Origin of the sequence: Arcobacter ellisii (assembly GCF_003544915.1) — a bacterium.
GTDB classification, from domain to species: domain Bacteria; phylum Campylobacterota; class Campylobacteria; order Campylobacterales; family Arcobacteraceae; genus Aliarcobacter; species Aliarcobacter ellisii.
Window position 1 is genome coordinate 2,702,968 of sequence record NZ_CP032097.1, and the last position, 24,267, is coordinate 2,727,234.

The 24,267-nt window shown below is 31.0% G+C and carries 22 protein-coding genes, 2 tRNA genes and 3 rRNA genes; 16 read left to right on the forward strand and 11 right to left on the reverse strand.

Annotation, left to right across the window (positions count from 1 at the left end):
- Positions 1–666 (reverse strand): FlgO family outer membrane protein, encoded by a 666-nt coding sequence (locus tag AELL_RS13705; protein ID WP_118918492.1) that lies wholly within the window; start codon positions 664–666, stop codon positions 1–3.
- A gap of 155 nt (positions 667–821) precedes the next feature.
- On the opposite strand from AELL_RS13705, the gene AELL_RS13710 reads away from it, so the two are divergent.
- From AELL_RS13710 to AELL_RS13735, 6 genes are read left to right on the forward strand one after another with little or no spacing between them, the layout of a single operon-like run.
- Positions 822–1,367 carry a DJ-1 family glyoxalase III gene (locus AELL_RS13710; protein ID WP_118918493.1) on the forward strand — a complete coding sequence of 182 codons (546 nt, stop codon included), beginning with the start codon at positions 822–824 and terminating at the stop codon, positions 1,365–1,367.
- A 38-nt stretch (positions 1,368–1,405) separates the two neighbouring features.
- Complete coding sequence (locus AELL_RS13715) at positions 1,406–2,155, forward strand: UDP-2,3-diacylglucosamine diphosphatase (RefSeq protein ID WP_118918494.1); 750 nt, start codon at positions 1,406–1,408, stop codon at positions 2,153–2,155.
- Positions 2,142–2,903 (forward strand): patatin-like phospholipase family protein, encoded by a 762-nt coding sequence (locus tag AELL_RS13720; protein ID WP_118918495.1) that lies wholly within the window; start codon positions 2,142–2,144, stop codon positions 2,901–2,903. The genes AELL_RS13715 and AELL_RS13720 overlap by 14 nt, the downstream gene beginning before the upstream one ends.
- A 25-nt stretch (positions 2,904–2,928) precedes the next feature.
- Entirely contained in the window at positions 2,929–6,495 is a 3,567-nt protein-coding gene (gene dnaE, locus AELL_RS13725) for a DNA polymerase III subunit alpha (protein WP_118918496.1), read from the forward strand.
- Complete coding sequence (gene surE, locus AELL_RS13730) at positions 6,470–7,258, forward strand: 5'/3'-nucleotidase SurE (RefSeq protein WP_118918497.1); 789 nt, start codon at positions 6,470–6,472, stop codon at positions 7,256–7,258. Before dnaE ends, surE begins: the two co-directional genes overlap by 26 nt.
- An 11-nt stretch (positions 7,259–7,269) precedes the next feature.
- A complete protein-coding gene (locus AELL_RS13735) occupies positions 7,270–7,533 on the forward strand; it encodes a hypothetical protein (protein ID WP_118918498.1) in 264 nt (87 codons plus the stop codon).
- A 12-nt stretch (positions 7,534–7,545) separates the two neighbouring features.
- Here the strand turns inward: AELL_RS13735 and AELL_RS13740 are convergent, their stop codons facing one another.
- Positions 7,546–7,809, reverse strand: a complete 264-nt coding sequence (locus tag AELL_RS13740) for an HP0495 family protein (RefSeq protein ID WP_118918499.1) — start codon at positions 7,807–7,809, stop codon at positions 7,546–7,548.
- Complete coding sequence (gene moaC / locus AELL_RS13745; protein WP_118918500.1) at positions 7,806–8,285, reverse strand: cyclic pyranopterin monophosphate synthase MoaC; 480 nt, start codon at positions 8,283–8,285, stop codon at positions 7,806–7,808. The genes AELL_RS13740 and moaC overlap by 4 nt, the downstream gene beginning before the upstream one ends.
- Before the next feature lie 110 nt (positions 8,286–8,395).
- On the opposite strand from moaC, the gene rpsU reads away from it, so the two are divergent.
- On the forward strand, positions 8,396–8,608 hold the full coding sequence (gene rpsU, locus AELL_RS13750; RefSeq protein WP_118918501.1) for a 30S ribosomal protein S21: 213 nt from the start codon (positions 8,396–8,398) through the stop codon (positions 8,606–8,608).
- A 358-nt stretch (positions 8,609–8,966) separates the two neighbouring features.
- On the opposite strand, the gene rrf is transcribed toward rpsU, so the two are convergent.
- From rrf to AELL_RS13775, 5 genes are all read right to left on the reverse strand, one after another.
- Positions 8,967–9,082, reverse strand: a 5S ribosomal RNA gene (rrf, locus tag AELL_RS13755).
- A 144-nt stretch (positions 9,083–9,226) separates the two neighbouring features.
- Positions 9,227–12,139 (reverse strand): 23S ribosomal RNA (locus tag AELL_RS13760).
- 319 nt (positions 12,140–12,458) lie between these two features.
- Positions 12,459–12,534: transfer RNA gene (locus AELL_RS13765), tRNA-Ala, on the reverse strand.
- A gap of 31 nt (positions 12,535–12,565) precedes the next feature.
- A tRNA-Ile gene (locus tag AELL_RS13770) sits at positions 12,566–12,642 on the reverse strand.
- Between the two features lie 81 nt (positions 12,643–12,723).
- Positions 12,724–14,241, reverse strand: a 16S ribosomal RNA gene (locus AELL_RS13775).
- The 16S, 23S and 5S rRNA genes sit together here with 2 tRNA genes alongside, the layout of an rRNA operon.
- Positions 14,242–14,789: 548 nt before the next feature.
- Here AELL_RS13775 and AELL_RS13780 point away from each other — a divergent pair.
- Together AELL_RS13780 and AELL_RS13785 are read left to right on the forward strand one after the other, a co-directional pair.
- Complete coding sequence (locus AELL_RS13780) at positions 14,790–15,491, forward strand: Bax inhibitor-1/YccA family protein (protein ID WP_118918502.1); 702 nt, start codon at positions 14,790–14,792, stop codon at positions 15,489–15,491.
- Between the two features lie 28 nt (positions 15,492–15,519).
- Positions 15,520–15,921, forward strand: a complete 402-nt coding sequence (locus AELL_RS13785; protein ID WP_118918503.1) for a thiamine-phosphate pyrophosphorylase — start codon at positions 15,520–15,522, stop codon at positions 15,919–15,921.
- Here the strand turns inward: AELL_RS13785 and AELL_RS13790 are convergent.
- Positions 15,873–16,565: a methyltransferase domain-containing protein gene (locus AELL_RS13790; RefSeq protein ID WP_118918504.1), complete on the reverse strand. Its 693-nt coding sequence runs from the start codon at positions 16,563–16,565 to the stop codon at positions 15,873–15,875. The two genes, AELL_RS13785 and AELL_RS13790, sit on opposite strands and share 49 nt — an antisense overlap.
- A gap of 107 nt (positions 16,566–16,672) precedes the next feature.
- On the opposite strand from AELL_RS13790, the gene secG reads away from it, so the two are divergent.
- Genes secG through AELL_RS13825 form a run of 7 tightly spaced genes read left to right on the forward strand, consistent with a single transcriptional unit; the run spans position 16,673 to position 22,552 of the window.
- The gene (gene secG / locus AELL_RS13795) at positions 16,673–17,026 is read left to right on the forward strand and encodes a preprotein translocase subunit SecG (RefSeq protein WP_118918505.1); all 354 of its coding nucleotides are present in this window, start codon (positions 16,673–16,675) and stop codon (positions 17,024–17,026) included.
- A gap of 19 nt (positions 17,027–17,045) precedes the next feature.
- Complete coding sequence (locus tag AELL_RS13800) at positions 17,046–17,987, forward strand: polysaccharide deacetylase family protein (protein WP_118918506.1); 942 nt, start codon at positions 17,046–17,048, stop codon at positions 17,985–17,987.
- Between the two features lie 10 nt (positions 17,988–17,997).
- The gene (gene frr / locus AELL_RS13805; protein WP_118918507.1) at positions 17,998–18,555 is read left to right on the forward strand and encodes a ribosome recycling factor; all 558 of its coding nucleotides are present in this window, start codon (positions 17,998–18,000) and stop codon (positions 18,553–18,555) included.
- A gap of 2 nt (positions 18,556–18,557) precedes the next feature.
- On the forward strand, positions 18,558–19,166 hold the full coding sequence (pyrE, locus tag AELL_RS13810; RefSeq protein ID WP_118918508.1) for an orotate phosphoribosyltransferase: 609 nt from the start codon (positions 18,558–18,560) through the stop codon (positions 19,164–19,166).
- Positions 19,166–19,645, forward strand: a complete 480-nt coding sequence (locus tag AELL_RS13815) for an RDD family protein (protein ID WP_118918509.1) — start codon at positions 19,166–19,168, stop codon at positions 19,643–19,645. The genes pyrE and AELL_RS13815 overlap by 1 nt, the downstream gene beginning before the upstream one ends.
- Positions 19,645–20,721, forward strand: a complete 1,077-nt coding sequence (locus AELL_RS13820; protein WP_118918510.1) for an MFS transporter — start codon at positions 19,645–19,647, stop codon at positions 20,719–20,721. The genes AELL_RS13815 and AELL_RS13820 overlap by 1 nt, the downstream gene beginning before the upstream one ends.
- A 28-nt stretch (positions 20,722–20,749) precedes the next feature.
- The gene (locus AELL_RS13825; protein ID WP_164967195.1) at positions 20,750–22,552 is read left to right on the forward strand and encodes a mechanosensitive ion channel family protein; all 1,803 of its coding nucleotides are present in this window, start codon (positions 20,750–20,752) and stop codon (positions 22,550–22,552) included.
- On the opposite strand, the gene zntB is transcribed toward AELL_RS13825, so the two are convergent.
- Positions 22,549–23,520 (reverse strand): zinc transporter ZntB, encoded by a 972-nt coding sequence (gene zntB / locus AELL_RS13830; RefSeq protein ID WP_118918512.1) that lies wholly within the window; start codon positions 23,518–23,520, stop codon positions 22,549–22,551. The two genes, AELL_RS13825 and zntB, sit on opposite strands and share 4 nt — an antisense overlap.
- A gap of 9 nt (positions 23,521–23,529) precedes the next feature.
- On the reverse strand, positions 23,530–24,267 hold the full coding sequence (locus AELL_RS13835; RefSeq protein WP_118918513.1) for a YaaA family protein: 738 nt from the start codon (positions 24,265–24,267) through the stop codon (positions 23,530–23,532).

A 24,267-nucleotide genomic window follows, 5' to 3' on the forward strand; every position in this document is an offset into this window, starting at 1 on the left:
TTATCGCTCTTTAATAATTTTTACAGTTCTTGCAGGTGCACAATCACCAAACATCATACAATCATTTACTAAACCATGATGATATGTTGATCTTGCACTTGAAATAATTTTACCAGTAATATTATCAATTACTCTTGCATTTAAAATCACTCTTCCATTTTGTCTTGAATATGTTCCTACAACAATATATGTACTAAGTGCTTGATTTTTTATTTCGTGGGGTTTTCTTGAAATAAAATATTCACCTTGTTCATTTATAGAAACAGCCATCTGTCCTCTATATTCGATGATATTAAAACCTTTATTTGATAATTCATTGATTAAACTTTCACCAATAATTCTACCAAATTCTGATGTTTCTTTTAACTTATCTAATCTAACAAATGAAGTAATAAGTACTGGTTTATTAGTATCAAGTTTTTTATTTTGAGCGATTTGAGTTGAAAGAGATGCAATTGTAGCTTCCAAAGAATTTTGTGTAGTTACATTTTTTTGCATATCTTCAGCAACTTCTAAATGCTGTTTTGCTGTTTGTACTTTACTGTATTCTCTAATAACATCATCACTAACCGCAGTATTTGAAACTATCTTTTTATATGAACAACCTGACATAAAAAGCATTAGTAAAGTTGCTAAAATACTTATTCTAGAAACATTTTTAAACATAAAAACCCCTTTTTATAATTGGTTAGATTTTATTTAAAGTTTGCTTATATATCCTTGAATAATCAGCTTTTTAAAAGCTTTAAAATTATTATTTCTTTACTATTTTAAATTTCTTTGTATATAATATTTACAATAATTTAAAAAGAGGTAATTAAATGGCAAAAATTATAGTTCCTATTTCAAATGGTTTTGAAGAAATTGAAGCAATTTCAATTATTGATATTTGTAGACGTGCAAATATTGAAGTTACAATAGCTGGTGTTGAAAATATCCAAACTATTGGAGCACATAATATAAAAATTGAAGCTGATTGTAAAATCGAAAATATAAATTCTGATGATTTTGATATGATAGTTTTACCAGGTGGTCTTCCAAATGCTTACACTCTTGCAAAAGATAAAAATGTGCAAAAATTACTAAAAGAGTTTAAAGATAAAAATAAACATATTGGAGCAATTTGTGCAGCTCCATTTGCTCTTCATGAAGCAGGTGTTTTAAATGAAAATTACACTTGTTATCCAAGTTTTGAACAAAAAATAAGAATAAATGGCTACCATAAAAATGATGCGATTGTTATTGATGATAATGTAATAACTTCCAGAGGTCCAGCAACTGCTATGAGTTTTGCATTAGAGATTGTAAATATTCTTTGTGGAGAAGAGACATATCTAAATGTAAAAAATGGTTTATTAGCAGTTTAAGAAATCAAATTGTAATTAAAAGGATTTAAAATGCTTTTATGAAATATAAAAGCATTTTTATCTCCGACATACACTTGGGAACTCGTTTCTCTAAAGCAAAAGTTCTTCTAAATTTTTTTAAACATAATGAATGCGAGCACCTGATTTTAGTAGGTGATATTATAGATGGCTGGGCAATAAAAAGGAAATTAATCTGGCCACAAGAACACTCAGATGTTATTCAAAAAATTCTCAAAAAAGCAAGAAAAGGTACAAAAATCACATTTATTACAGGTAACCATGATGAATTTTTAAGACCCTTTGTTCCTTTGATTTTAGGAAATTCTATAAATATTTCAAATGAACTTGAATATGAAAGTATTAATGGAAAAAAATATTACATAACCCATGGAGACTTTTTTGACTCTATTACAATGACCAAAAAATGGTTAGCTGTATTAGGTGATTATGGTTATGATTTACTTCTTCACTTAAATTCAGTCTTAAATTTCTTTAGAAAAAAATTTGGGATAAAAAAATATTGGTCACTTTCAAAATATGTAAAAGATAGCGTAAAATCTTCCGTTTCATTTATTAATGATTTTGAGCAAGTATTATCAAGCCATGCAAAAAATAAAGGTTTTGATGGTATTATTTGTGGACATATTCACAAAGCTGAAATAAGATATATCGATGAAATTGAATATCTAAATTGTGGTGACTGGGTTGAATCTTGTACTGCAATTGTTGAAACCTTTGAGGGAGAATTTAAAATTATTGATTGGTTAGAAAAACATGAATCAAAATAATATTGCATTTGTTTTAGGTGGAGGAGCTGCACGTGGAGCTTTTCATCTAGGAGTATTAGATTTTTGTGAACAACATAATATTGATATAAAAGCATACAGTGGTTCTTCAATTGGTGCAATTATAAGTGCTTCTCATGCAAGTGGAATAAAAGCAAAAGAACAACTAAAAATCTTCTCATCAAAAGATATAAAACAAACTCTAAAATTTAATTTTTTTAGAAATGGTCTATTAAAAATTGACTCTTCAAATAAAATCATCAAAGAACTTCTTCCTATTGAAAGACTTGAAGATATTCCAAAACCAGTTTATGTTTGTGCTTATGATATAAAAAAAAATCAACTTCACTATTTTAACAGTGGAGATACAATCATTTTATGTATGGCATCAAGTGCATTAATTCCTTTATTCAAACCTGTTACTTATGAAAATATGTATTTAATTGATGGTGGCTTATTTGATAATTTGCCAATAAAACCACTTGAAAATAAAGGTTATGAAATTCATACTTTAGATTTATTTGCAAAAAATATAGAGAATGTAAAAAAAAGAATTAATCCAATAAAAAATGCAAAAAAGATTTTATTTAAACAACTACACACAAATCATAAATATACAATAGAAAACACTAATCATTATATAGGAACACACCACATAAAAGAGTTTTCACTTTTTACTTTTAAAGAGTTGCAAGAGTGTTTCCAACTTGGCTTTAAAGAGGCTCAAAAACATTTTTTAGATATACTATAAATAAAAAATTATAAAGATTTATATTATGTCACAAATACCTCAATTTACCCATCTACATTTACATACAGAATTTTCATTACTTGATGGTGCAAATAAGATAAAACCACTAGCTAAAAAAGTTAAAAAAATGGGAATGACAAGTGTTGCCATGACAGACCATGGGAACATGTTTGGAGCCATTGCTTTTTATAATGCTATGAGAGATGAAGGAATAAAGCCAATCATTGGAATGGAAGCATACATTCATAATAGTGATGATATTGGTGATAAAACCAATAGACAAAGGTATCACTTATGTTTATATGCAAAAAATGATATTGGATACAAAAATCTTATGTTTTTAAGCTCTCAAGCTTATATGCATGGTTTTTACTACTATCCAAGAATCAATAAAAAGCTTTTACGTGAAAACTCTGAAGGTTTAGTTTGTAGTGCTGCTTGTTTACAAGGTGAAGTAAACTGGCATCTAAACACACAAAACGAAAGAAATGTAAAAAATGGTGCAAAAGGTTATGAAGAAGCAAAAAAAATTGCTTTAGAATATAAAGAGATTTTTGGTGACGATTTTTATTTAGAAATCATGCGTCATGGAATTTCAGACCAACATTTTGTTGATGACCAAATTTTAAGAATCTCAAAAGAGACTGGAATAAAAGTTGTTGCTACAAATGATACACACTACTTAGAACAAAAAGATGCTGATGCACATGAAGCTTTTATGTGTATTGCTATGAATAAACTTTATGATGACCCAAATAGATTAAGACATAGTGTTCATGAGTTTTATTTAAAATCTCCAGAACAAATTGCAAAACTTTATGCAGATATTCCTGAAGCTATTGAAGCAACACAAGAGATAGCAGATAAATGCAATCTAACAATCAAACTAGGAAATCCTACTCCTCCAAATTTTAAATTTACAAGACAAAAATCTGCAGAAGCTGGTTTAACACTTCCTGAACCAGAACTTGAATATTCTCTTGAAAATGACAAAATTTTATTTATACATGAATGCCGAATAGGATTAGAAGATAGATTAAAAATTGTTCCTCCAGAACGACATCAAGAGTATAGAGATAGACTTGAAGTTGAAATTGAAATTATAAATAATATGAAATTCCCAGGATATATGTTAATTGTTTGGGATTTCGTTATTGTTGCAAAAAGAATGGGTATTCCAGTTGGTCCAGGAAGGGGTTCAGCAGCAGGGAGTTTAGTTGCCTTTTCTTTAAAAATTACCGATATTGACCCCATTCCTTATGGACTACTTTTTGAGAGATTCCTAAATCCAGAAAGGGTTTCAATGCCCGATATTGATATGGACTTTTGTCAAAGTAGAAGGGGTGAAATAATCGATTATGTTGTTCAACAATATGGAAGAGCCAACGTTGCACAAATCATCACTTTTGGTAAACTTTTAGCAAAAGGGGTTATTAGAGACGTTGCAAGAGTTCTTGATATGCCTTATGCAAAAGCTGATGCCATGGCAAAGTTAATTCCAGATGAATTAGGAATAGATTTAAAAAACTCTTGGGAGAAAGAACCAAAAATAAAAGAGCTTTGTGAAGCTGACCCACAAGCTGCAAGGGTTTGGGAATATGCTTTAGCACTTGAAGGATTAAATAGAAATGCAGGAACTCACGCAGCTGGAGTTGTAATTTCAAATGAACCTTTATGGAAAAAAACTCCTCTTTTTAAACCAAGTGGACTTGATACACTTGCAACTCAATATAATGGAAAATATGTAGAGGATGTTGACTTAATCAAATTCGACTTTTTAGGTCTAAAAACTTTAACAGTAATTGAAGAAGCAAATAAACTAATAGAACAACGTCATGGAAAACGTGTAAATTTTATTACAACAGATGTAAATGACAAAGGTGTTTATGACCTAATTCAAACAGGAAATACAATTGGATTATTCCAAATAGAGTCTGATGGTATGCAAGATTTATGTAAAAGATTAAAACCATCAAATTTTGAGGATATTATCGCCGTTCTTGCACTTTATAGACCAGGTCCGATGGAATCAGGAATGCTTGATGACTTTATTGATAGGAAACATGGTCGAGCAGAAATTAGCTATTTTTATGATGAATTTGATGCACCACTTAGACCAATTCTTGAAACAACTTATGGAGTTATTGTTTATCAAGAGCAAGTTATGCAAATCGTACAATCTATTGGAGGTTTCTCACTTGGAGGAGCCGACTTAGTTAGACGGGCAATGGGTAAAAAAATCAAAGAAGAGATGGATAGACTAAAAGGCGAATTTGCAAATGGTGGAGTTAAAAAAGGCTTTGTTAAAGAACATTGTGAAGAACTATTTGACCTGATTGTAAAATTTGCCGGATATGGATTTAATAAATCTCATTCAGCAGCTTATGCCCTTGTAACATTTTATACTTCATATTTAAAATGTTATTATCCAGCTGAATTTATGGCAGCACTTTTAACACTTGAAAAAGATAATACAGATAAAGTTGTAAAATATGTTGATGAAGTAAAAAGACTAGGACTTGATTTATTCCCACCTGATATAAATAAATCAGATTTAGTTTTTAGTGCTAAAAAAATTGATGGAAAAGAAGTTGTTATGTTTGGAATGGGTGCTATTAAAGGTGCTGGAGATGTGGCAATTAATTCTATTTTAAAAGCTAGAAATGAAGGTGGATTATTTGCTGATTTAGCTGATTTTATTTCAAGAATTGATGGAAGTAAAGTAAATAAAAGAGTAATTGAATCACTTACAAAAGCTGGAGCTTTTGATAGTTTTGGTTACTCAAGACGTGCTTTACTTGAACAAATTGAAAAAATTGTTGAAACAGTAGGTAAAGCAGCAACAGCAAAAAAAATGGCGACAGGTTCACTTTTTGGAGATAGTGATGAGTTAACAAAAATAGATATTGAACTTGAGCATCTTCCTGAATTTGATTCAAAAGATATACTTGAACTTGAAAAAGCCTCTTTAGGTTTTTATGTTTCTGGACATCCACTTGATGAATATAGAGAACAAATTGATAAAATCAATTATACTTTATCTTCTCAAATTGATGAACTTGATGATGGAAGTCAGGCTTTATTTGTAGGAAAAATTGAAAATATTACTGAAAAAATCTCTAAAAAAGGTAATAAATTTGGGATTGCAACTATCATGGATTTCCATGGAACAATTGAACTTATGCTTTTTGAAGATAGGTTAAAAGAGTTAAAAGAAGAGTACAATTTAGAAGAACCTATTGCATTTAAAGTACGAATTTCAAAAGATGAAAATTTTACAAGAATGAATATCTTGAAAATTGAAACTATTTTAGATGCACAAAAAGAGAAAGTAAAAACAAAACAAAAAGAGATTCAAGAACCACCGTTAACAATTGCATTACATTTTTCAAATGATGAAAACATAATGTACAAACTTTTAGAAATAGTAGTTGAGAATCAAGGAAAAAGAGAATTAAAACTTCTAATAAAATCAAAATTAGCGGACCTAGAACTTGAAACAGGTTTTAAAGTAACATCAAATATAGAAAATTTAATACATAAAATAGAAGGAGCTTATATAGTAGATGAAACAGATACTACTAACAAATGATGATGGATTTGATGCAGTTGGATTAAAAGCTTTAATTGAAGCTTTAACTCCTATTGCAAAAATTATAGTTGTAGCACCTGCCAAAAATAAATCAGCTTGTGGTCACTCATTAACTTTAGATAAACCACTTAGAATGGATTGTTTAAAAGATGATTTTTATAAAATTGATGATGGTAGTCCTACTGATTGTATATTTATTTCTATTAGTAATCTATTTAAAGAGGGTTATAAACCTGATTTAGTAATAAGTGGAATAAATATTGGTGCAAATATGGGTGAAGATATAACTTACAGTGGAACAGCAGCTGGAGCGATGGAAGCTGTAATTCATGGAATACCAGCAATTGCAATTTCTCAAGTATGTCGTGATAGATGTCAAGATATACAAAATAATTGGGATTTTGAATTAGCCAAAAAGACTATTGTAGAACTTGTAACAAAAATATTTGATAATAATTTCCCATTAGATGAAAGAAAGTTTTTAAATGTTAATATTCCACCAATCAAAGCCAATGAATGTAATGGGATAAAAGTTACAAAAGCTGGATATAGAGAATATGGAAATGACACTCATAGACACTTAAATCCAAGAGGTGAAGAGTATTATTGGATTGGATTACATCCACTAATTTGGAGAGAATCACAAAATAAAGATTGTGACTTTGAAGCAATTAAAGCAAATTATGTATCAATTACACCAATTATGCTTGATATGACTTCTTATAACGATATAAAATCAATGGAAAATTGGTTAACTAAATAAAAGGGAATTTTATGAATTTTACAGAATCTTTATTAAAACATATTGATAAACTTGTTGGTACTTTAAGACCAGAAGATGAATTACAAGAAGTTTTAAAAAGAAAATTTACAAAAAAAGAGTATAAAGTTTTTGTAGCTTTTGAAGATGGAAAATCACTTGATGAAATAAAAGCTTTAACAAAAGAAGATGAAGAAAAAATCAATGAGCATTACAAAGTTGCAAAAAAGAAGTTAAATCAAGAAAAAATTAAAAAAGAGTTAGTATCTTTTGAATAAAAGATACTAAACCTATAAAACCATTTTAATATGAGAGTGGTCACCTAACATTTTATAAATTTCTTTTCTATCATCTTCATTATGAACCAACATTTCTAAAGTATAACTTTTATATTTACCTTTACTACTCACTTTTGATTCTTTAACTTTATGTTCTCTATTTGAAATAACCTCAGTAACAGTAGTTTTAATATTTATATGCTCTAAAACTATTAATTTATATTCCCAATTACATGGATAATCTAGTTCTAATTTTTCTTTACTTAAATCTATCATATTTGCTCTCTTTTAAAATCTCCACTTTTGCCACCTGATTTACTCTCTAATTGAATATTTGAGATAACCATTGATTTATCAATTGCTTTAACCATATCATAAATAGTTAATAATCCGACAGAAACACCTGTTAAAGCTTCCATTTCAACTCCTGTTTGACCATTTAACTTTGCCGTAACAATTAATTTAAAACCTGGTTTACTTGGTTGTTCTTCAATATCACAATTTATTCCACTTAATAATAAAGGATGGCACATAGGAATCAAATCAGATGTTTTTTTTACACCCATAATTGCAGCTATAACCGCTGTTTGTAAAACTGGACCTTTTTTAGTATTGTTAGAAATAATCGCATCATAAGCGTCTTGAGACATTTTTATTTCACCAGAAGCAATTGCTACTCTTTTCGTTTCATTTTTATCTGATACATCAACCATTTTAGGTCTATTATTATTGTCTAAATGAGTTAATTCCAAAGTTTTCCTTTATTTTAAAAGTTTATTTTATTAAAATATAAGTTAAATAAGAATTAAGTAAACTTTAAATATAATCAGTGTTCAAATTTAAAAAGAAAGAGGGTGATTACATGCCTGGTATTAAAGTTAAAGATACTGAATCTTTCGATGAAGCGTATAGAAGATTTAAAAAGCAATGTGACAGAAACTTAATAGTTACTGAAACAAGAGCAAGAAGATATTTTGAACCTATGACAGAAATCAGAAAAAAACAAAAAATTTCTGCTAGAAAGAAAATGCTTAAAAGATTATATATGCTTAGAAGATACGAATCAAGACTGTAGTATTAAAGCATATCGCTTAAAGGTTCGAGAAATCGAACCTTTTTTTATGCCCAAAAACTTTCACTATTAATGTTAAATATATTTTTGATAAAAATAATTAATCCATTTCCAAGAAACAAACCTATATATCTCCAATAGATAGCTCAAAAAGAGTAAAAGAATGAAAATATATAATATTAGTTCAAATATAAATAAAAAAGTCTAAAAAGGTAAAGTATTGGATATTAAATACTATTTAATAAAAAAGCAAAAGAAATAAAAGCAAAAAAAGGTTAGGTGTAAAAAAAAAAGCTTCTTCCAAGAAGAACTTGAGTAAGGAGTTCAAATTGGAAAAAGCTTTGTGTGTAAAAAACTCAAGAGCTGGCAGCGGCCTACGTTTCCACCAGGGGACCCGGCAGTATTATCGGCGATGAAGTGCTTGACTTCCAGGTTCGGAATGGGACTGGGTATTTCCACTTCTCTATAGCCACCAGCAAAGTTGAGTATTAAATCTAAAAAAAATAAACTTAATACTCAACTCGTAAGGAGTTAAGAAAAAATAATGTTAAAGTCTTTCACAATTTTTGTCTATCAAATATATAAGATATACATTTAATAAGATAGTAAACCAAAGAATTTGTAAATAAGCCAAACGTTCTATTAGTACTGGTCAGCTAAACGCCTTACAACGCTTACACATCCAGCCTATCAACCAGCTAGTCTTGCTGGGAACTTCAGGGAAAGTTAATCTTAGAGTTGGCTTCGAGCTTAGATGCTTTCAGCTCTTATCACATCCGTACGTAGCTACCCAACGATGCTCTTGGCAGAACAATTGGTACACCAGTGGTACGTTCATCCCGGTCCTCTCGTACTAGGGACAAATCTCTTCAACTTTCCTACGCCCACGGAAGATAGGGACCGAACTGTCTCACGACGTTCTGAACCCAGCTCGCGTACCGCTTTAAATGGCGAACAGCCATACCCTTGGGACCTACTTCAGCCCCAGGATGCGATGAGCCGACATCGAGGTGCCAAACCTCCCCGTCGATGTGAGCTCTTGGGGGAGATCAGCCTGTTATCCCCGGCGTACCTTTTATCCTTTGAGCGATGGCCCTTCCACACAGAACCACCGGATCACTATGACCGACTTTCGTCTCTGTTCGACTTGTATGTCTCACAGTCAAGCTAGTTTATGCCATTATACTCAACTGGCGATTTCCATCCGCCATGAACTAACCTTTGTAAGCCTCCGTTACTTTTTAGGAGGCGACCGCCCCAGTCAAACTACCCACCAGACATTGTCCTGATACAAGATAATTGTACGCAGTTAGTAACTCAAATATTCAAGGGTGGTATCTCAAGGATGGCTCCGACTCTACTTGCGTCTAGTCATCATAGCCTCCCACCTATCCTGCACATGAATATCCAAGCTACAGTGTCAAGCTGTAGTAAAGGTGCACGGGGTCTTTCCGTCTTTCCGCGGGTAGGAGGAATTTTCACCTCCACTACAATTTCACTGGATCCCTGGTTGAGACAGCTCCCATCTCGTTACGCCATTCATGCAGGTCGGTATTTAACCGACAAGGAATTTCGCTACCTTAGGACCGTTATAGTTACGGCCGCCGTTTACTCGGGCTTCAATCAAATGCTTCGCTTGCGCTGACATCATCAGTTAACCTTCGAGCACCGGGCAGGCGTCACACCTTATACATCCACTTACGTGTTAGCAAAGTGCTGTGTTTTTGGTAAACAGTCGGGAGGGACTCTTTGTTGCAACCTCTTTCGCTTTTTGAAGCAAGTTCATATACAAAAGTAGGCACACCTTATACCGAAGATACGGTGCTAGTTTGCAGAGTTCCTTAACCAGGGTTCTTCCACGCGCCTTAGAATACTCATCCCACCCACCTGTGTCGGTTTACGGTACGGGCAACATATAATATACTTAGTGGCTTTTCTTGGCACGACAGTATCATCGATTCTCCATCTCCTCCGAAGAGTGTCAAGAGCCTGTAAGATCTCGGCCTAACGTTACCCGGATTTGCCTAAGTAACAGCCTACGTCCTTCGAGCCACTATTCCATCAGTGACCTCGATTAACTCTATGCGTCCCCACATCGCGCTTATATGTTGGTATTGAAATATTAATCAATTTGCCATCGTCTACCCCTTTCGGACTCGACTTAGGACCCGACTAACCCTACGATGACGAGCATCGCGTAGGAAACCTTGGGTTTTCGGCGTTGAGGATTCTCACCTCAATTATCGCTACTCATGCCTGCATGCTCACTTCTATCCGCTCCAACGCTCCTTACCGGTACATCTTCTACGCTGAATAGAACGCTCTCCTACCACTCAATTAAAATTGAATCTAAAGCTTCGGTGTACATCTTAGCCCCGTTATATTTTCCGCGCAGAATCACTAGACCAGTGAGCTGTTACGCTTTCTTTAAAGGATGGCTGCTTCTAAGCCAACCTCCTGGTTGTCACAGTAACTCCACATCGTTTTCCACTTAGATGTAACTTAGGGACCTTAGCTGTTAGTCTGGGTTGTTCCCCTCTCGACGATTGATTTTATCACCCACCGCCTGACTCCTGTGATTCCACATATGGTATTCATAGTTTGATAGGGTTTGGTACCGCGGTAAGCAGCCCTAGCCCATTCAGTGCTCTACCCCCATATGCTACAACACAAGGCTATACCTAAATATATTTCGGAGAGAACCAGCTATCACGAAGTTTGATTGGCCTTTCACCCCTATCCACAAGTCATCCGGAGACTTTTCAACGCCTATCGGTTCGGTCCTCCACTGGCTCTTACACCAGCTTCAACCTGCTCATGGATAGATCACTTCGTTTCGGGTCTGCAGCATCTGACTAAATCGCCCTATTAAGACTCGCTTTCGCTACGGCTTCGTACTTGACTTAACCTTGCCAGATACCACAACTCGCAGGCTCATTATGCAAAAGGCAGTCCATCACCCTGATAAATCATAGGGCTCTGAATGATTGTAAGCTAATGGTTTCAGGTTCTATTTCACTCTCCTCGCTGGAGTACTTTTCACCTTTCCCTCACGGTACTTGTTCACTATCGATCTGTAAGTAGTATTTAGGATTGGAGGGTGGTCCCCCCGGTTTCAGTCAAAATATCACGTGTTCCGACCTACTCAGGATACCATTAGAGCTATTGAGAATTTAAATTACAGGAGTTTCACCTTCTATGCTACACTTTTCCAAGTATTTCATCTATCCTCTTTAGTCTCACGTTATGGTCCTACAACCCCCAATGCAAGCATTGGGTTTGTCCTAATCCGCTTTCGCTCGCCGCTACTGACGGAATCTCGTTTGATTTCTCTTCCTCTGGCTACTGAGATGTTTCACTTCACCAGGTTAGCTCCCCGTAGGGTAACATATATCTCTATATGCTGGGTTGCCCCATTCAGAAATCCCCGGATCAAAGCTCTTTGGCAGCTCCCCGAGGCTTATCGCAGCCTAATACGTCTTTCATCGCCTCTTACAGTCTAGGCATCCACCATTAGCCCTTAATAGCTTATTAATAAATAGAGTTAAACTCTATCGCATTTTTGATAATATTCTTTGGCTACTATCTTATTAAACATATTATTTAAAATATATCCAATAAAATAATGTTGTGTTCTATCTAATTTCTTAGATATGAAATTTTTTTTGTTTTAAATTATTTAATCTATATAAAAATCTCTTTTTATATCTATTATTTAATTCTTACGAAAAAATTAAAGACTTTAACATTATATTTTTAAATATCGTTTTGATTTTGAAAATCAAATATAAATTCAATCTCTTATTGAACTTATATTTAACTTCTTAAATCTGATGAACTTATTAGTTATAGGTGGTGGAGAATAGCGGGATCGAACCGCTGACCTCCTGCGTGCAAAGCAGGCGCTCTCCCAGCTGAGCTAATTCCCCAACCTAAATTAATCTTTACTAGATTATTTAATGGTGGGCCTATCAGGACTTGAACCTGAGACCTCACGATTATCAGTCGAGCGCTCTAGCCAGCTGAGCTATAGGCCCCTTTACTACCTATTTAAATAATCTTTATAAACCGAATATAAAATCTCTGGAAGTAAGAAACGAATCTTACTTCTCTCTCTGAAAGGAGGTGATCCAACCGCAGGTTCTCCTACGGTTACCTTGTTACGACTTCACCCCAGTCGCTGAATCCACTGTGGAAGGTAGCTACTTTAGCATCCCCGCTTCGAATGAGTTCAACTCCCATGGTGTGACGGGCGGTGAGTACAAGACCCGGGAACGTATTCACCGTAGCATAGCTGATCTACGATTACTAGCGATTCCAACTTCATGTAGTCGAGTTGCAGACTACAATCCGAACTGGGAGATATTTTTGAGATTTGCTCCACGTCACCGTATTGCTGCTCTTTGTATACCCCATTGTAGCACGTGTGTAGCCCTGGACGTAAGGGCCATGATGACTTGACGTCGTCCTCACCTTCCTCCTACTTGCGTAGGCAGTCTCCTTAGAGTTCTCAGCCGAACTGTTAGCAACTAAGGACGAGGGTTGCGCTCGTTGCGGGACTTAACCCAACATCTCACGACACGAGCTGACGACAGCCGTGCAGCACCTGTATATAAGTTTCTGCAAGCAGACACCAATCTATCTCTAGAAAGTTCTTACTATGTCAAGTCCAGGTAAGGTTCTTCGTGTATCGTCGAATTAAACCACATGCTCCACCGCTTGTGCGGGTCCCCGTCTATTCCTTTGAGTTTTAATCTTGCGACCGTACTCCCCAGGCGGTACACTTAATGTGTTAACTGCATTACTGCAAGGTCGAGCCTCACAACAACTAGTGTACATCGTTTAGGGCGTGGACTACCAGGGTATCTAATCCTGTTTGCTCCCCACGCTTTCGCGTCTCAGCGTCAATAATGTTCCAGTAGATCGCCTTCGCAATCGGTATTCCTTCTGATCTCTACGGATTTTACCCCTACACCAGAAATTCCATCTACCTCTCCCACATTCTAGGTATACAGTTTCAAAAGCAGTTCAATAGTTGAGCTATTGGATTTCACTTCTGACTTATATACCCGCCTACACGCTCTTTACGCCCAGTGATTCCGAGTAACGCTTGCACCCTCCGTATTACCGCGGCTGCTGGCACGGAGTTAGCCGGTGCTTATTCATATAGTACCGTCATTATCTTCCTATATAAAAGGAGTTTACGCACCGAAATGTGTCATCCTCCACGCGGCGTTGCTGCATCAGACTTTCGTCCATTGTGCAATATTCCCCACTGCTGCCTCCCGTAGGAGTCTGGACCGTGTCTCAGTTCCAGTGTGACTGATCATCCTCTCAAACCAGTTAGGCGTCATAGCCTTGGTGAGCCATTACCTCACCAACAAGCTGATACCATACAGACCCATCCTTAAGCACTAAAGCGTTTCCCTTGCATACTTATGTATTAAAGGCATATAGGGCATTAGCAGTCGTTTCCAACTGTTATTCCTTTCTTAAGGGCAGGTTATCTATACATTACTCACCCGTGCGCCACTTAGCTGACAATTATAGCAAGCTATAATCCGTTCTCGTTCGACTTGCATGTGTTAAGCACGCCGCCAGCGTTCACTCTGAGCCAGGATCAAACTCTCCATAAATTATAGAGTTTTTGAAACTGACAAATTTTATAACTCTTCAATTACAAAATTATCACTCAAATTTTATAGACAAGTATTTGTTTTACCAAATTTTCTTGTTTTTATATTTTTTAACATTTATTCTTATTTTTAATCTAAATAAACATAGATTTTTTATAAGAGTTCTATATTCGGTTTATAAAGATTACTTTACAAACTTTCATTCATTTTTAAAGATCATTCCAGACTCGATTGAATCGTTTCTCTTCAAGCTTTTCGTTTGAAGCGTTCCAGTCAAATTGGACGGGAATTATAATAGATTTTTATTTACTTGTCAATACCTTACAGCTTAAATCTAGCTAAAATTTTTAAATTTATGCTTTTTACTATTCTTTTATTGCCTTTTTCTCTCCCATTTTCTCTTTTACTAGGTTTTTATTGTATTGTTTTGTCTTTTTTATATTATTAATCTTCTATTTACTTTTTTTGTCTATTATATGAACTTAAATATAACTATAATATTTCATAATTATGTTATATTATTAGTAAATTATAAAAAGGAAAGAAAAATGTATAATAGAGATTATCTATCAAATCAGTCGTCTCAATATGCACAAGAATCATCTCAAGTTCAATTAATGAGCTTTTTGAAAGCGACTTATCAATTATTTGCTGGTTCATTATTAGCAGCTACTGCTGGTGCTTATATTGGATTAGGAATTGTATCTATATTAATGGGACCAGTTAAATGGGTTTTATTTGCTGTTGAACTTGCTTTAATATTCTTTGTTATTCCGAGAGTAAAACATACTCCAGGTGTTAACTTAGCTGTATTATTTGCATTTACATTTATTACAGGATTAACAATTGCTCCTTTATTAGCTTCAATATTTGCGATGCCTAGTGGTGCTTCTATTGTTGGACAAGCTTTTTTAATGACTTCAGTTGCATTTGGTGGAATTTCAATGTTTGCTATGACAACTAAAAGAGATTTCTCTTCAATGGGGAAATTTTTATTCATTGCTTTAATCATTATGATTGTTGCTGGTATTTCAAATATCTTTATTCAATCTTCAATGATGCAATTAGCAATAGCAAGTGTTGGTGCTTTATTATTCTCTGCGTTCATATTATATGACACACAAAATATAATTAAAGGTCACTATGATTCTCCAATTGAAGCTGCATTATCTTTATATTTAGATTTCTTTAATCTATTTATTTCATTATTACAAATTCTTGGAATTATGAATAGTGGAGACAAAGAGTAAGACTTTTAGTCTTACTCCACTTTTTTAAATGAATAACACTTTAAGACTTATTGATGCAAATCTAAATAGATTACGGGAAGGAATTCGTGTAATTGAAGATATTTTTAGATATATGTACAATGACAAAGAAACTGCCTTAAAATTAAAATCACTTAGACACTTAGCAAGATTAGACAACTATATAGAATTACTTGAAACAAGAGATGTAAAAAATGATGTTTTAAGAAGTTCAATAAAAAGTGAACAAAATCGAACAGATTTATACTCTATATTAATAGCAAACTTCAAAAGAGCACAAGAGAGTGCTAGAGTCTTAGAAGAATTTACAAAACTAACTTCAATAAAAGATAGTGAAAACTTCAAATATATAAGATATGAACTTTATAATTTAGAAATTGTTTTAACAAAAATAACTTCAAATTCTAAATAATTATAAGGATACTCTTTATAGAGTTTTTTAGAATCACTATAAGAAAGAGATTTTTCTCCACTTACACCTGATTTTTTTATATAATCAAATAAATCTTTTTTATTATCAAATTCTAATTTGTATAAAATTGTTTCAAATTCACAATTAAAAAATTTTAAAAAAGCTTCTTTTATAGAATCTTCATCCAAAATAGGTGATTTAGTTTTAGTAATTTCCTGAATTGTTTTAAATGTATTAGAAGTAAATAAAACTGCATTTATCTCTTTTGTAATATATGAAAGATGTTGTACAATCTTTGATAAATCATTTGACCATTGTAAAGCTGATGATGATAATACAATATCATAACTATCATTTTTAATCTCATTTATAAAATCTTGTGTATCAAAATTTAGACATTTTACTTCTATATTTACTGATTTTGGGTGTAATTCGCACATTGATGCTGAAGCATCTATTGCTTTATAAAACTCTACTTCCCATGAAATGTGATTAAAAACTTGACCTGAACCACAACCTAATTCTAAAATTCTTTTTGGTTGAAATTTTAATTCACGAACAAGTGATTTTGCAACAATTTGTTGGATTATATTGTGATTTTTATACTCTTTTGCATATTTTGAGAATTGATTTTTTACTGACAATTTTACTCTTTATAAAATGACTGAAATCATGTTTTAAAATTCATTTTAACTTAATTTTAATAAGTATTAGATAAAATGATTACCATTTTTTAAAAAGGAAATAGATAATGACATCTACACTTTTAATCGTTCAGTTTGTTTTAGCAATCTTATTAACTATAATCGTATTACTTCAAAAAAGTTCAAGCATAGGTCTTGGGGCATATAGTGGAAGTAATGATTCATTATTTGGTGCTAAAGGTCCAGCAAATTTCTTAACAAAAGCTACAATGGCTTTAGGATTAGTTTTTGTTATAAACACTGTTGCATTAGGATATTTATATAATCAACAAAGAAATCAAAGTGCTGTTGACTCAATTAAAACTGATTCTTTAATCCCAGCTACTCCAGTAACTACAACGGATTCAGCTCCAGCTGCTCCAACAGCTACTCCAACACCTACAGTTCCTGAAAATAAATAATTACAAAGAATAAAGAAATATGAAGTATTTCTTACTTCTTTGTTTATCATATCTTTATCTAAATGCAAATGCTCACATTTTTGTTTATCATAGATTTGGTGATTCAAAACATGAAAGTACAAATACATCTTTACAAGAATTAGAAAAAGAGTTTGAATATTTCAAAGCTAATAATTATAAAGTTGTTACTGTTTCAAAAATAGTTGAGAAACTAAAAAACAAAGAAGAAATACCAGATAATTGGGTTGCATTTACAATTGATGATGCCTATAAAAGTTTTTATCAAAATGGTTTAGAACTATTTAAAAAGTATAATTATCCTTTTAATCTTTTTGTTTATGTTGAAGCAACTCAAAAAAAATATCCTGATTTTATGACTTGGGATGAGATTAAAGAGTCATCTAAATATGGAGAGATTGAACTTCATTCATATTCACATAAACAACTTGTAAAATTAACTAATGAAGAGATTATTAAAGATACTAACTTAGCATTAGAAATATTTGAAAAGAACTTAGGCTTTAAACCAAAAGCTTACTCTTATCCTTATGGTGAATATGATGAAAGAGTAAAAAATGAGATAAAAAACTTTGGTTTTGAATATATAATGAATCAAAATAATGGTTCAGTAAATGAAAAAAGTGATTTATTTGATTTAAACAGAATTGCACTTGTTGGAAAAATAAATTTAGAAGAAAAAATAAAATATAAAACACTTGAAGCAAATTGGATAGAACCACAAGTTTATCCAAAAGATGGAATACTAAAACATATAAAAGTTGAAGTAAATAAAGATATAAAAAATGCAAAATTGTTTATATCAACTTATGGATGGCAAGATATCAAAGTTAAAAATGGTATAATAGATATCAAATTAGATAAAAAACTAAATCTAAACAGAAATAGAATAGCCATAAGTACTGACTATTACACTATTTCAAATAAGTTACTAATCAAATAAAGGAGAATAAATGTTAGAAGAATTATATGCTCAAACTAAAGAACATATGGACAAAGCTATCGATGCTTTAAAAAGAGATTACAAATCTTTAAGAACAGGTAAAGTTAGCACAAATATTTTAGATGGTATTAAAGTTGATTATTATGGAACACCTACTGATTTAAGTCAAGTTGGTTCTGTTTTAGCACCAGATGCTACAACAATTACTATCAGCCCTTGGGAAAAAAATCTTTTAGGACCAATTGAAAAAGCTATTCAAACTGCAAATATTGGTGTTAATCCAAATAATGATGGAGTTATAATAAAACTATTCTTCCCACCAATGACTGTTGAACAAAGACAAGAAACAGCTAAACAAGCTAAAGGGATGACTGATAATGCAAAAGTTGCAATTAGAAATATCAGACAAAATTCTAATACAAAAATAAAAAATTTCTTGAAAGATAAAGCTATTACTGAAGATGAAAGTAAAAAAGCTCAAGATGAAATTCAAAAAATTACTGATTCATATGTTTCAAAAGCTGATGATACATTCAAAGCTAAAGAAGCAGAAATCTTAAAAGTATAATTATGAACGTAGAACAAATATATAAAGACGCTTCTGCCCTACTTGAAGGTCACTTTAAATTAAGTAGTGGAAATCATTCGAAATTTTATTTACAATCTGCGAAAGTTTTAGAAGATCCTAAAACAGCTAAATTATTAGCTGATGCACTTGCAGAACAAATTAAAAACTCAGGTATCAAAGTTGATGCTGTTTGTTCTCCTGCACTTGGTGGATTAATCGCTGGATTTGCACTTGCTACTGCACTTGATGTAAGATTTATTTTTGCTGAACGAGCTGATGGTGAAATGACGATTAGAAGAGGTTTTGAAGTAAAAGAAGGTGAAACTTATATCGTTTGTGAAGATATTATCACAACAGGTGGAAGCGCACTTGAAGCAGCACGTGAAATCGAAAAAGCTGGTGGAATTGTAGTTGCTTATGCTGCTTTAGCAAATAGAGGTTTCTGTGAAAGAGTTGGAAGTTCAATTGAAAGAAAAGACAATTGTAAATTACCACTTGATAAACCACTTTTTGCATTAGAAGATTTTGCATTTGAAATGTATTCTCCTGAAGATTGCCCAATGTGCAAAGAAGGAAGCATAGCCTATAAACCAGGAAGCAGAGGAAACTAATGGCTAAATGGAGAGATGTTAAACAAAGTAGAATTCAAAATGAAAAAAGTTTTGAATCAAATGTTAAATCAAAAAAAAATGATTTAGCATCTCTTCCCTCGAGATTTAAAGCCTTTCTAACTGACTCTTTTTTAATCACTACTCCAATTACTTATATTGTAATGTACCTGATTTTAGGTGGAGGAACTGCTTTTGCAGATAATAGAGTTTTTGGATGGAGCCTAATTCTTGGTTCAACTGCATTTATAATTACATTTTTTTGGTATGTTAAATTTCAAACTCCTGGAATGAAAGCTTACTCTTTAAAAATTGTTAATAATGATTTTAATAGAATCTCTTTTTTTCAAGCAATAATTAGGTACTTTGCGACTATTTTTGCGATGATTTCATTCTTTTTACTTTTTGTTCCATTTTTTAATAAAGAGAAAAAAACATTTCAAGATATTATTTCAAAAACTGTAATTATTAACGAAAAATAATGCTATTTTTTAATCTCTCAGCATTTTATTTTTTTTATTTTGCTGCTGTTGGTGTTTATATAATATTTTTACCAAAGGTACTTCATGATATTGGATATAGTACTTTTGATATAGGTATTATTTTTGCTCTTGCTCCTTTAATGAGATTTATTACTCCTTTTTTATTTTTAAAACATATTAAACTTGACCAAAAGATGTTTAAATCAGCTCTTTATATCTCTGTTTTTTCATCTGCTTGTTTTTATTTAACTATTGAGAACTTTTTCCTTTTTATGATAAATAATGCTATTTTAGCAGCTTGTTTATCTTTGATTTTACCATATCTTGAAGTTACAGCAATTTCTACATTAGGAAAAGAAAAGTATGGGAAATCAAGACTTTATGGTTCTATTGGATTTATGATTATCTCTTTAGTTTTAGCAAAATTTTTAACTCAACCATTTATTGCTGTACATTATTATTTAGTCTTAAATATTTTAACAGTTATATTTGCTCTTTTACTTTTAAAATATGATGTACAAAAAATCGAAAATGAAAATAATGAACCATTTTCATTTTTGAAATATTGGCCATTTTGGATGAGTCTATTTTTTATGCAAATGAGTTTTGGAGGGTTTTACAACTTCTTCACTATTTATGAAACTGAACACAATATCTCATTAGAAATGACCTCATATTTATGGTCATTTGGAGTGATTTGTGAAATTTTAATGTTATATTTTCAAGCACCTTTACTAAAAAACAATCTTTTAAATCTTATAAAGATTTGTGTAGGGATTACTATTTTTAGGTGGTTTTTATTATATTTATATCCTGATTCATTAGGTATTACATTCTTTACTCAATCACTTCATGCCTTTTCATTTGGACTTTATCATAGCACTGTGATAATTTATTTATATACTCTTTATGAAAATAAAAAACTGGCTCAACAATTTATGTATGGTGTGGCATATGGATTAGGTGGATTTATTGGTGCTTTTATAGCAGGTGCAGTTTATGGAGAGTTTTTATTTTTATATAGTGCATTATTTGCTCTGTTATCTTTTATTTCACTATATTTTATAAAAAAATAGTAAAATTCAATTTTTTAAAAGGATTATGATGAGAATAGTATTTTTGATTTTATTTTTAATTTCAAATATTTTTGCAATAGCAATAGACAAAAACTGGTATGAAGGAACTAATGAGAATTTAGAAAAATTATATCAAGAACAGATAAAAAAAGCTGATTCATTAAAAGCTAATGTATCACAAGAAGAAAAAGAGCAGTTAGATTATCAACTTCTTCTTTTAAAAAAGCTTTCAAATTTTATAAAACAAGATAATCAATTTACTCTAAAAGAAGTAACACAAATTGAAGATTTAGATGATTACATAAAAAAAATCAAAGAGTATCTTAAAACTGAAATTGATTTTTCAAATAAAAAAACAGAGTTTGAAGAAACAAATAAAAAAATTGAAATTTTAGATGAACAAATTAGTAAATTAACAGAAAAAGAGAGTTTCTCAACAATAAATTCTCAATTACTTTATGCTTACTATATTTTGAAAAATAAAGAAAATAGACAAATATTAGATGAATATGCAAAATTCCAAGAGAATTTCAAGAAAAAACTTCTGACAAGTTTAGAAACTTTAAAAATCTCTACAAAAGAGGATTTAACAACAAAACTAACTAAACTTCAAAATAGTTATGAACAGATATTAAAAGATGAAAAAAGATTATTACTAGCTTTAGATAAAGCTCAAATAAGTGAAAATCAGTCAAAAATTACATCTTTAGGAAATGATATAACTCAATTAAAAAATGAAAAATCTAAAGTAATAGAAAATATAATTTATACAAAAATTGAAGAACTTCTACCATCACTTAAAGATAAAAAATCAAAATATTTTGATTATAGTAAAAGTTTACAAGAGTTTATTCAATCTAATAATGAAGATTATAACTCTTTAATTGAACTATTAAAATATTTATCAAGAGAACATCTTGGAGTTACGAAAACAACTTTTGCAGATACTAAAGAGAGTTTTTTAGATATTTTAAAATACACATGGCAAGAGATAAACAATCCAATTATTCCTATTGGAGAAGGAATTTCTATTTTAGCAATTACAAAATTCCTTCTTATTTTTATTATTGGTTTTTCTATTGCAACTTTTTATAGAAAAAAAATCACAAATGGAACAGTTCATTATTTAAAAAATACAACTATTGCAACAAGAACTATGCTTGCAAATCTTGGATACTATTTTTTAGTTGCAATAACTTTTGTTTTTGGTCTAAAATCTGTTGGTATTGACTTATCTTCTCTTACAATTTTAGTTGGGGCTTTATCAGTTGGTATCGGGTTTGGTTTACAAAATATTGTTTCAAACTTTATTTCAGGAATCATTTTAATATTTGAAAAATCAATTCAAGTTGGACATATAATTGAAATTGGAACTGGACTTAGAGGAAAAGTTACTCAAATAAATATGAGAAGTAGTGTTATTACGACTTTTGATAATATTGATATTATTATTCCAAACTCAACTTTAATTCAAAATAATGTAATAAATCTAACTTTTTCAGATGACATAAGAAGATTAAATGTTCCATTTGGAGTAGCTTATGGTTCAGATATTGATGAAGTTATAAAAACTATTCTTGATTCTTTAAGAAATAGTGATTTAATTTATCTAAGAAATCTTCCTGAAAAAGCTGCAAAAGTAAGAATGACAGCCATGAGTGCAAGTTCAATTGATTTTGAGTTACTTGTTTGGATTAGTGAAAATCCAGATGAAAATGGAGTTGGTTCATCTAATATGTCAGATTTTTTAATATTTATCTATAAAACTCTACAAGAGAATAATATAGAAATACCTTTCCCTCAAATGGATGTTCATTTAAAAAGAAGTTAAATCCATTTCTTCTTTTTAAATATTATAAATTGTATAGTTACAACAATTACCAATAATAATGAAAATACTAAAAAAGCATTTTCATTATTAGCTCCTGGAATTCCACCAATATTTATTCCTAAAAGTCCAGTTAAAAAAGTAAGTGGTAAAAAAATTGCTGAAATAATTGATAAAACATACATTTTTCTATTCATCTGTTCACTCATACTATTTGCTAACTCTTCTTGAATTAATATAACTTTATCTCTAATAGTATCAAGTTCCTCAATATGTCTCATCAATTGGTCATTTGTCTCACGTAATTCTATTCTTTGATATTCATCTATCCAAGGAATCTTTTCATTATAAAGTTTTACTAAGGCCTCTTTTTGTGGAGTTAGATATCTTTTTAAAACTATTGTTTCTCTTCTTATTGATAAAATTTCATTTCTTAACTCTGTAGTTGTTGAATCTATTAAATTTTCTTCTAAAAAATCTGTTCTATCTTGAATTTCATCAATAACATTATCCATTCTATCAGTAACTCTAAGCGTTAATTGAACTAAAAATTCAGAAGAACTCTTTGGACCAATTCCTGATTTTAAATCTTCTATTATTTCTGTAACAGATAAAAGATTTCTTTTTCTTGTGCTAATTATCATATTTGGCGAAATATATAATCGAATAGATATCATATCTTCAGGTTTTGAATTTGGATTTAAGTTTACACCTCTTAACGCAATAAGTAAGGCTTCACCTAAAACCGTTGTTCTTGGTCTTGTCTCTTCAGTTAAAAGTGCATCAATAGCAACTGAATCAATATTACTTTTATTTCTAATCCACTCAATTGCCTCTTTACTTGAATAATCAAAATGTACCCATAAAATTTTATCTATTCTATCAATTCCATCTAATTCTTCATAAGTTAATTCTAAAGCAGAACCTTTTTTATCAAGTAAAAATGCTCTAACTGGATGATTTTTTTGCATTTTTATCCTTTATATTATTGAGTAAACTATTTCTGTTTTTAATTTTTGTTTTTTTATCTCTTCAATTTTTAGATTTTCTATTTGCATACTCATTAATTCTTCAATTGATGAAATAGAATTTTTTGCTAATAGTTTTAAAATAATTCCACGATAAGCCTTTGCCCAATGACTTACAACTTTTCCATCTTTTATAAATTTCATTGTTACATATGGTTTTTCTATTTTGTAAAACTTTTCATAAAATCCAGCTCTTAAATCAATAATATCTTCATCTTTTAAATATTCGTCTATAACTTTTGAAAAATTATCCATATAAAACTTTTCTATTTTTAAATTATTAAAGGTTTCACCTTGCTTTAATTTATAATCTGGAATTTTATCACCTGATTTAATCACTCCAAAGATATTTGAAAAAATAAGTACATTCTCATCAATATACTCTTTTTCATTCTCTTTTAAATTATTATATTCTAGATAATCATAAGCAACACCTTCATATCTTTGTATTGCTTTCATTGTTGGTGAATTAAAAATATCTTTTTTATATTGATTTATAACATCTTCTTTTTTTGTTCCAAAGATTTTTGATAACTCATCTTTTGAGGCATTTTTAACAAATTCATTGTATTGAGTTGCTATTTCCATTCTTTTTTCAAATAATTCTGGAAATATAAAACTATTTTTATCAAATGGTTTTTCAATACCTCCAGAATTTTTTGTTTCACTTGGAGAAAAAAGTATTTTCAT

What these genes read in the sequence shown, in the direction of transcription:
- AELL_RS13705 (WP_118918492.1), bottom strand. Translation starts at nt 666, where the DNA reads ATGTTTAAAAATGTTTCTAGAATAAGTATTTTAGCAACTTTACTAATG.
- AELL_RS13710 (WP_118918493.1), top strand. Translation starts at nt 822, where the DNA reads ATGGCAAAAATTATAGTTCCTATTTCAAATGGTTTTGAAGAAATTGAA.
- AELL_RS13715 (WP_118918494.1), top strand. Translation starts at nt 1,406, where the DNA reads ATGAAATATAAAAGCATTTTTATCTCCGACATACACTTGGGAACTCGT.
- AELL_RS13720 (WP_118918495.1), top strand. Translation starts at nt 2,142, where the DNA reads ATGAATCAAAATAATATTGCATTTGTTTTAGGTGGAGGAGCTGCACGT.
- dnaE (WP_118918496.1), top strand. Translation starts at nt 2,929, where the DNA reads ATGTCACAAATACCTCAATTTACCCATCTACATTTACATACAGAATTT.
- surE (WP_118918497.1), top strand. Translation starts at nt 6,470, where the DNA reads ATGAAACAGATACTACTAACAAATGATGATGGATTTGATGCAGTTGGA.
- AELL_RS13735 (WP_118918498.1), top strand. Translation starts at nt 7,270, where the DNA reads ATGAATTTTACAGAATCTTTATTAAAACATATTGATAAACTTGTTGGT.
- AELL_RS13740 (WP_118918499.1), bottom strand. Translation starts at nt 7,809, where the DNA reads ATGATAGATTTAAGTAAAGAAAAATTAGAACTAGATTATCCATGTAAT.
- rpsU (WP_118918501.1), top strand. Translation starts at nt 8,396, where the DNA reads ATGCCTGGTATTAAAGTTAAAGATACTGAATCTTTCGATGAAGCGTAT.
- AELL_RS13780 (WP_118918502.1), top strand. Translation starts at nt 14,790, where the DNA reads ATGTATAATAGAGATTATCTATCAAATCAGTCGTCTCAATATGCACAA.
- AELL_RS13785 (WP_118918503.1), top strand. Translation starts at nt 15,520, where the DNA reads ATGAATAACACTTTAAGACTTATTGATGCAAATCTAAATAGATTACGG.
- secG (WP_118918505.1), top strand. Translation starts at nt 16,673, where the DNA reads ATGACATCTACACTTTTAATCGTTCAGTTTGTTTTAGCAATCTTATTA.
- AELL_RS13800 (WP_118918506.1), top strand. Translation starts at nt 17,046, where the DNA reads ATGAAGTATTTCTTACTTCTTTGTTTATCATATCTTTATCTAAATGCA.
- frr (WP_118918507.1), top strand. Translation starts at nt 17,998, where the DNA reads ATGTTAGAAGAATTATATGCTCAAACTAAAGAACATATGGACAAAGCT.
- pyrE (WP_118918508.1), top strand. Translation starts at nt 18,558, where the DNA reads ATGAACGTAGAACAAATATATAAAGACGCTTCTGCCCTACTTGAAGGT.
- AELL_RS13815 (WP_118918509.1), top strand. Translation starts at nt 19,166, where the DNA reads ATGGCTAAATGGAGAGATGTTAAACAAAGTAGAATTCAAAATGAAAAA.
- AELL_RS13820 (WP_118918510.1), top strand. Translation starts at nt 19,645, where the DNA reads ATGCTATTTTTTAATCTCTCAGCATTTTATTTTTTTTATTTTGCTGCT.
- AELL_RS13825 (WP_164967195.1), top strand. Translation starts at nt 20,750, where the DNA reads ATGAGAATAGTATTTTTGATTTTATTTTTAATTTCAAATATTTTTGCA.
- zntB (WP_118918512.1), bottom strand. Translation starts at nt 23,520, where the DNA reads ATGCAAAAAAATCATCCAGTTAGAGCATTTTTACTTGATAAAAAAGGT.
- AELL_RS13835 (WP_118918513.1), bottom strand. Translation starts at nt 24,267, where the DNA reads ATGAAAATACTTTTTTCTCCAAGTGAAACAAAAAATTCTGGAGGTATT.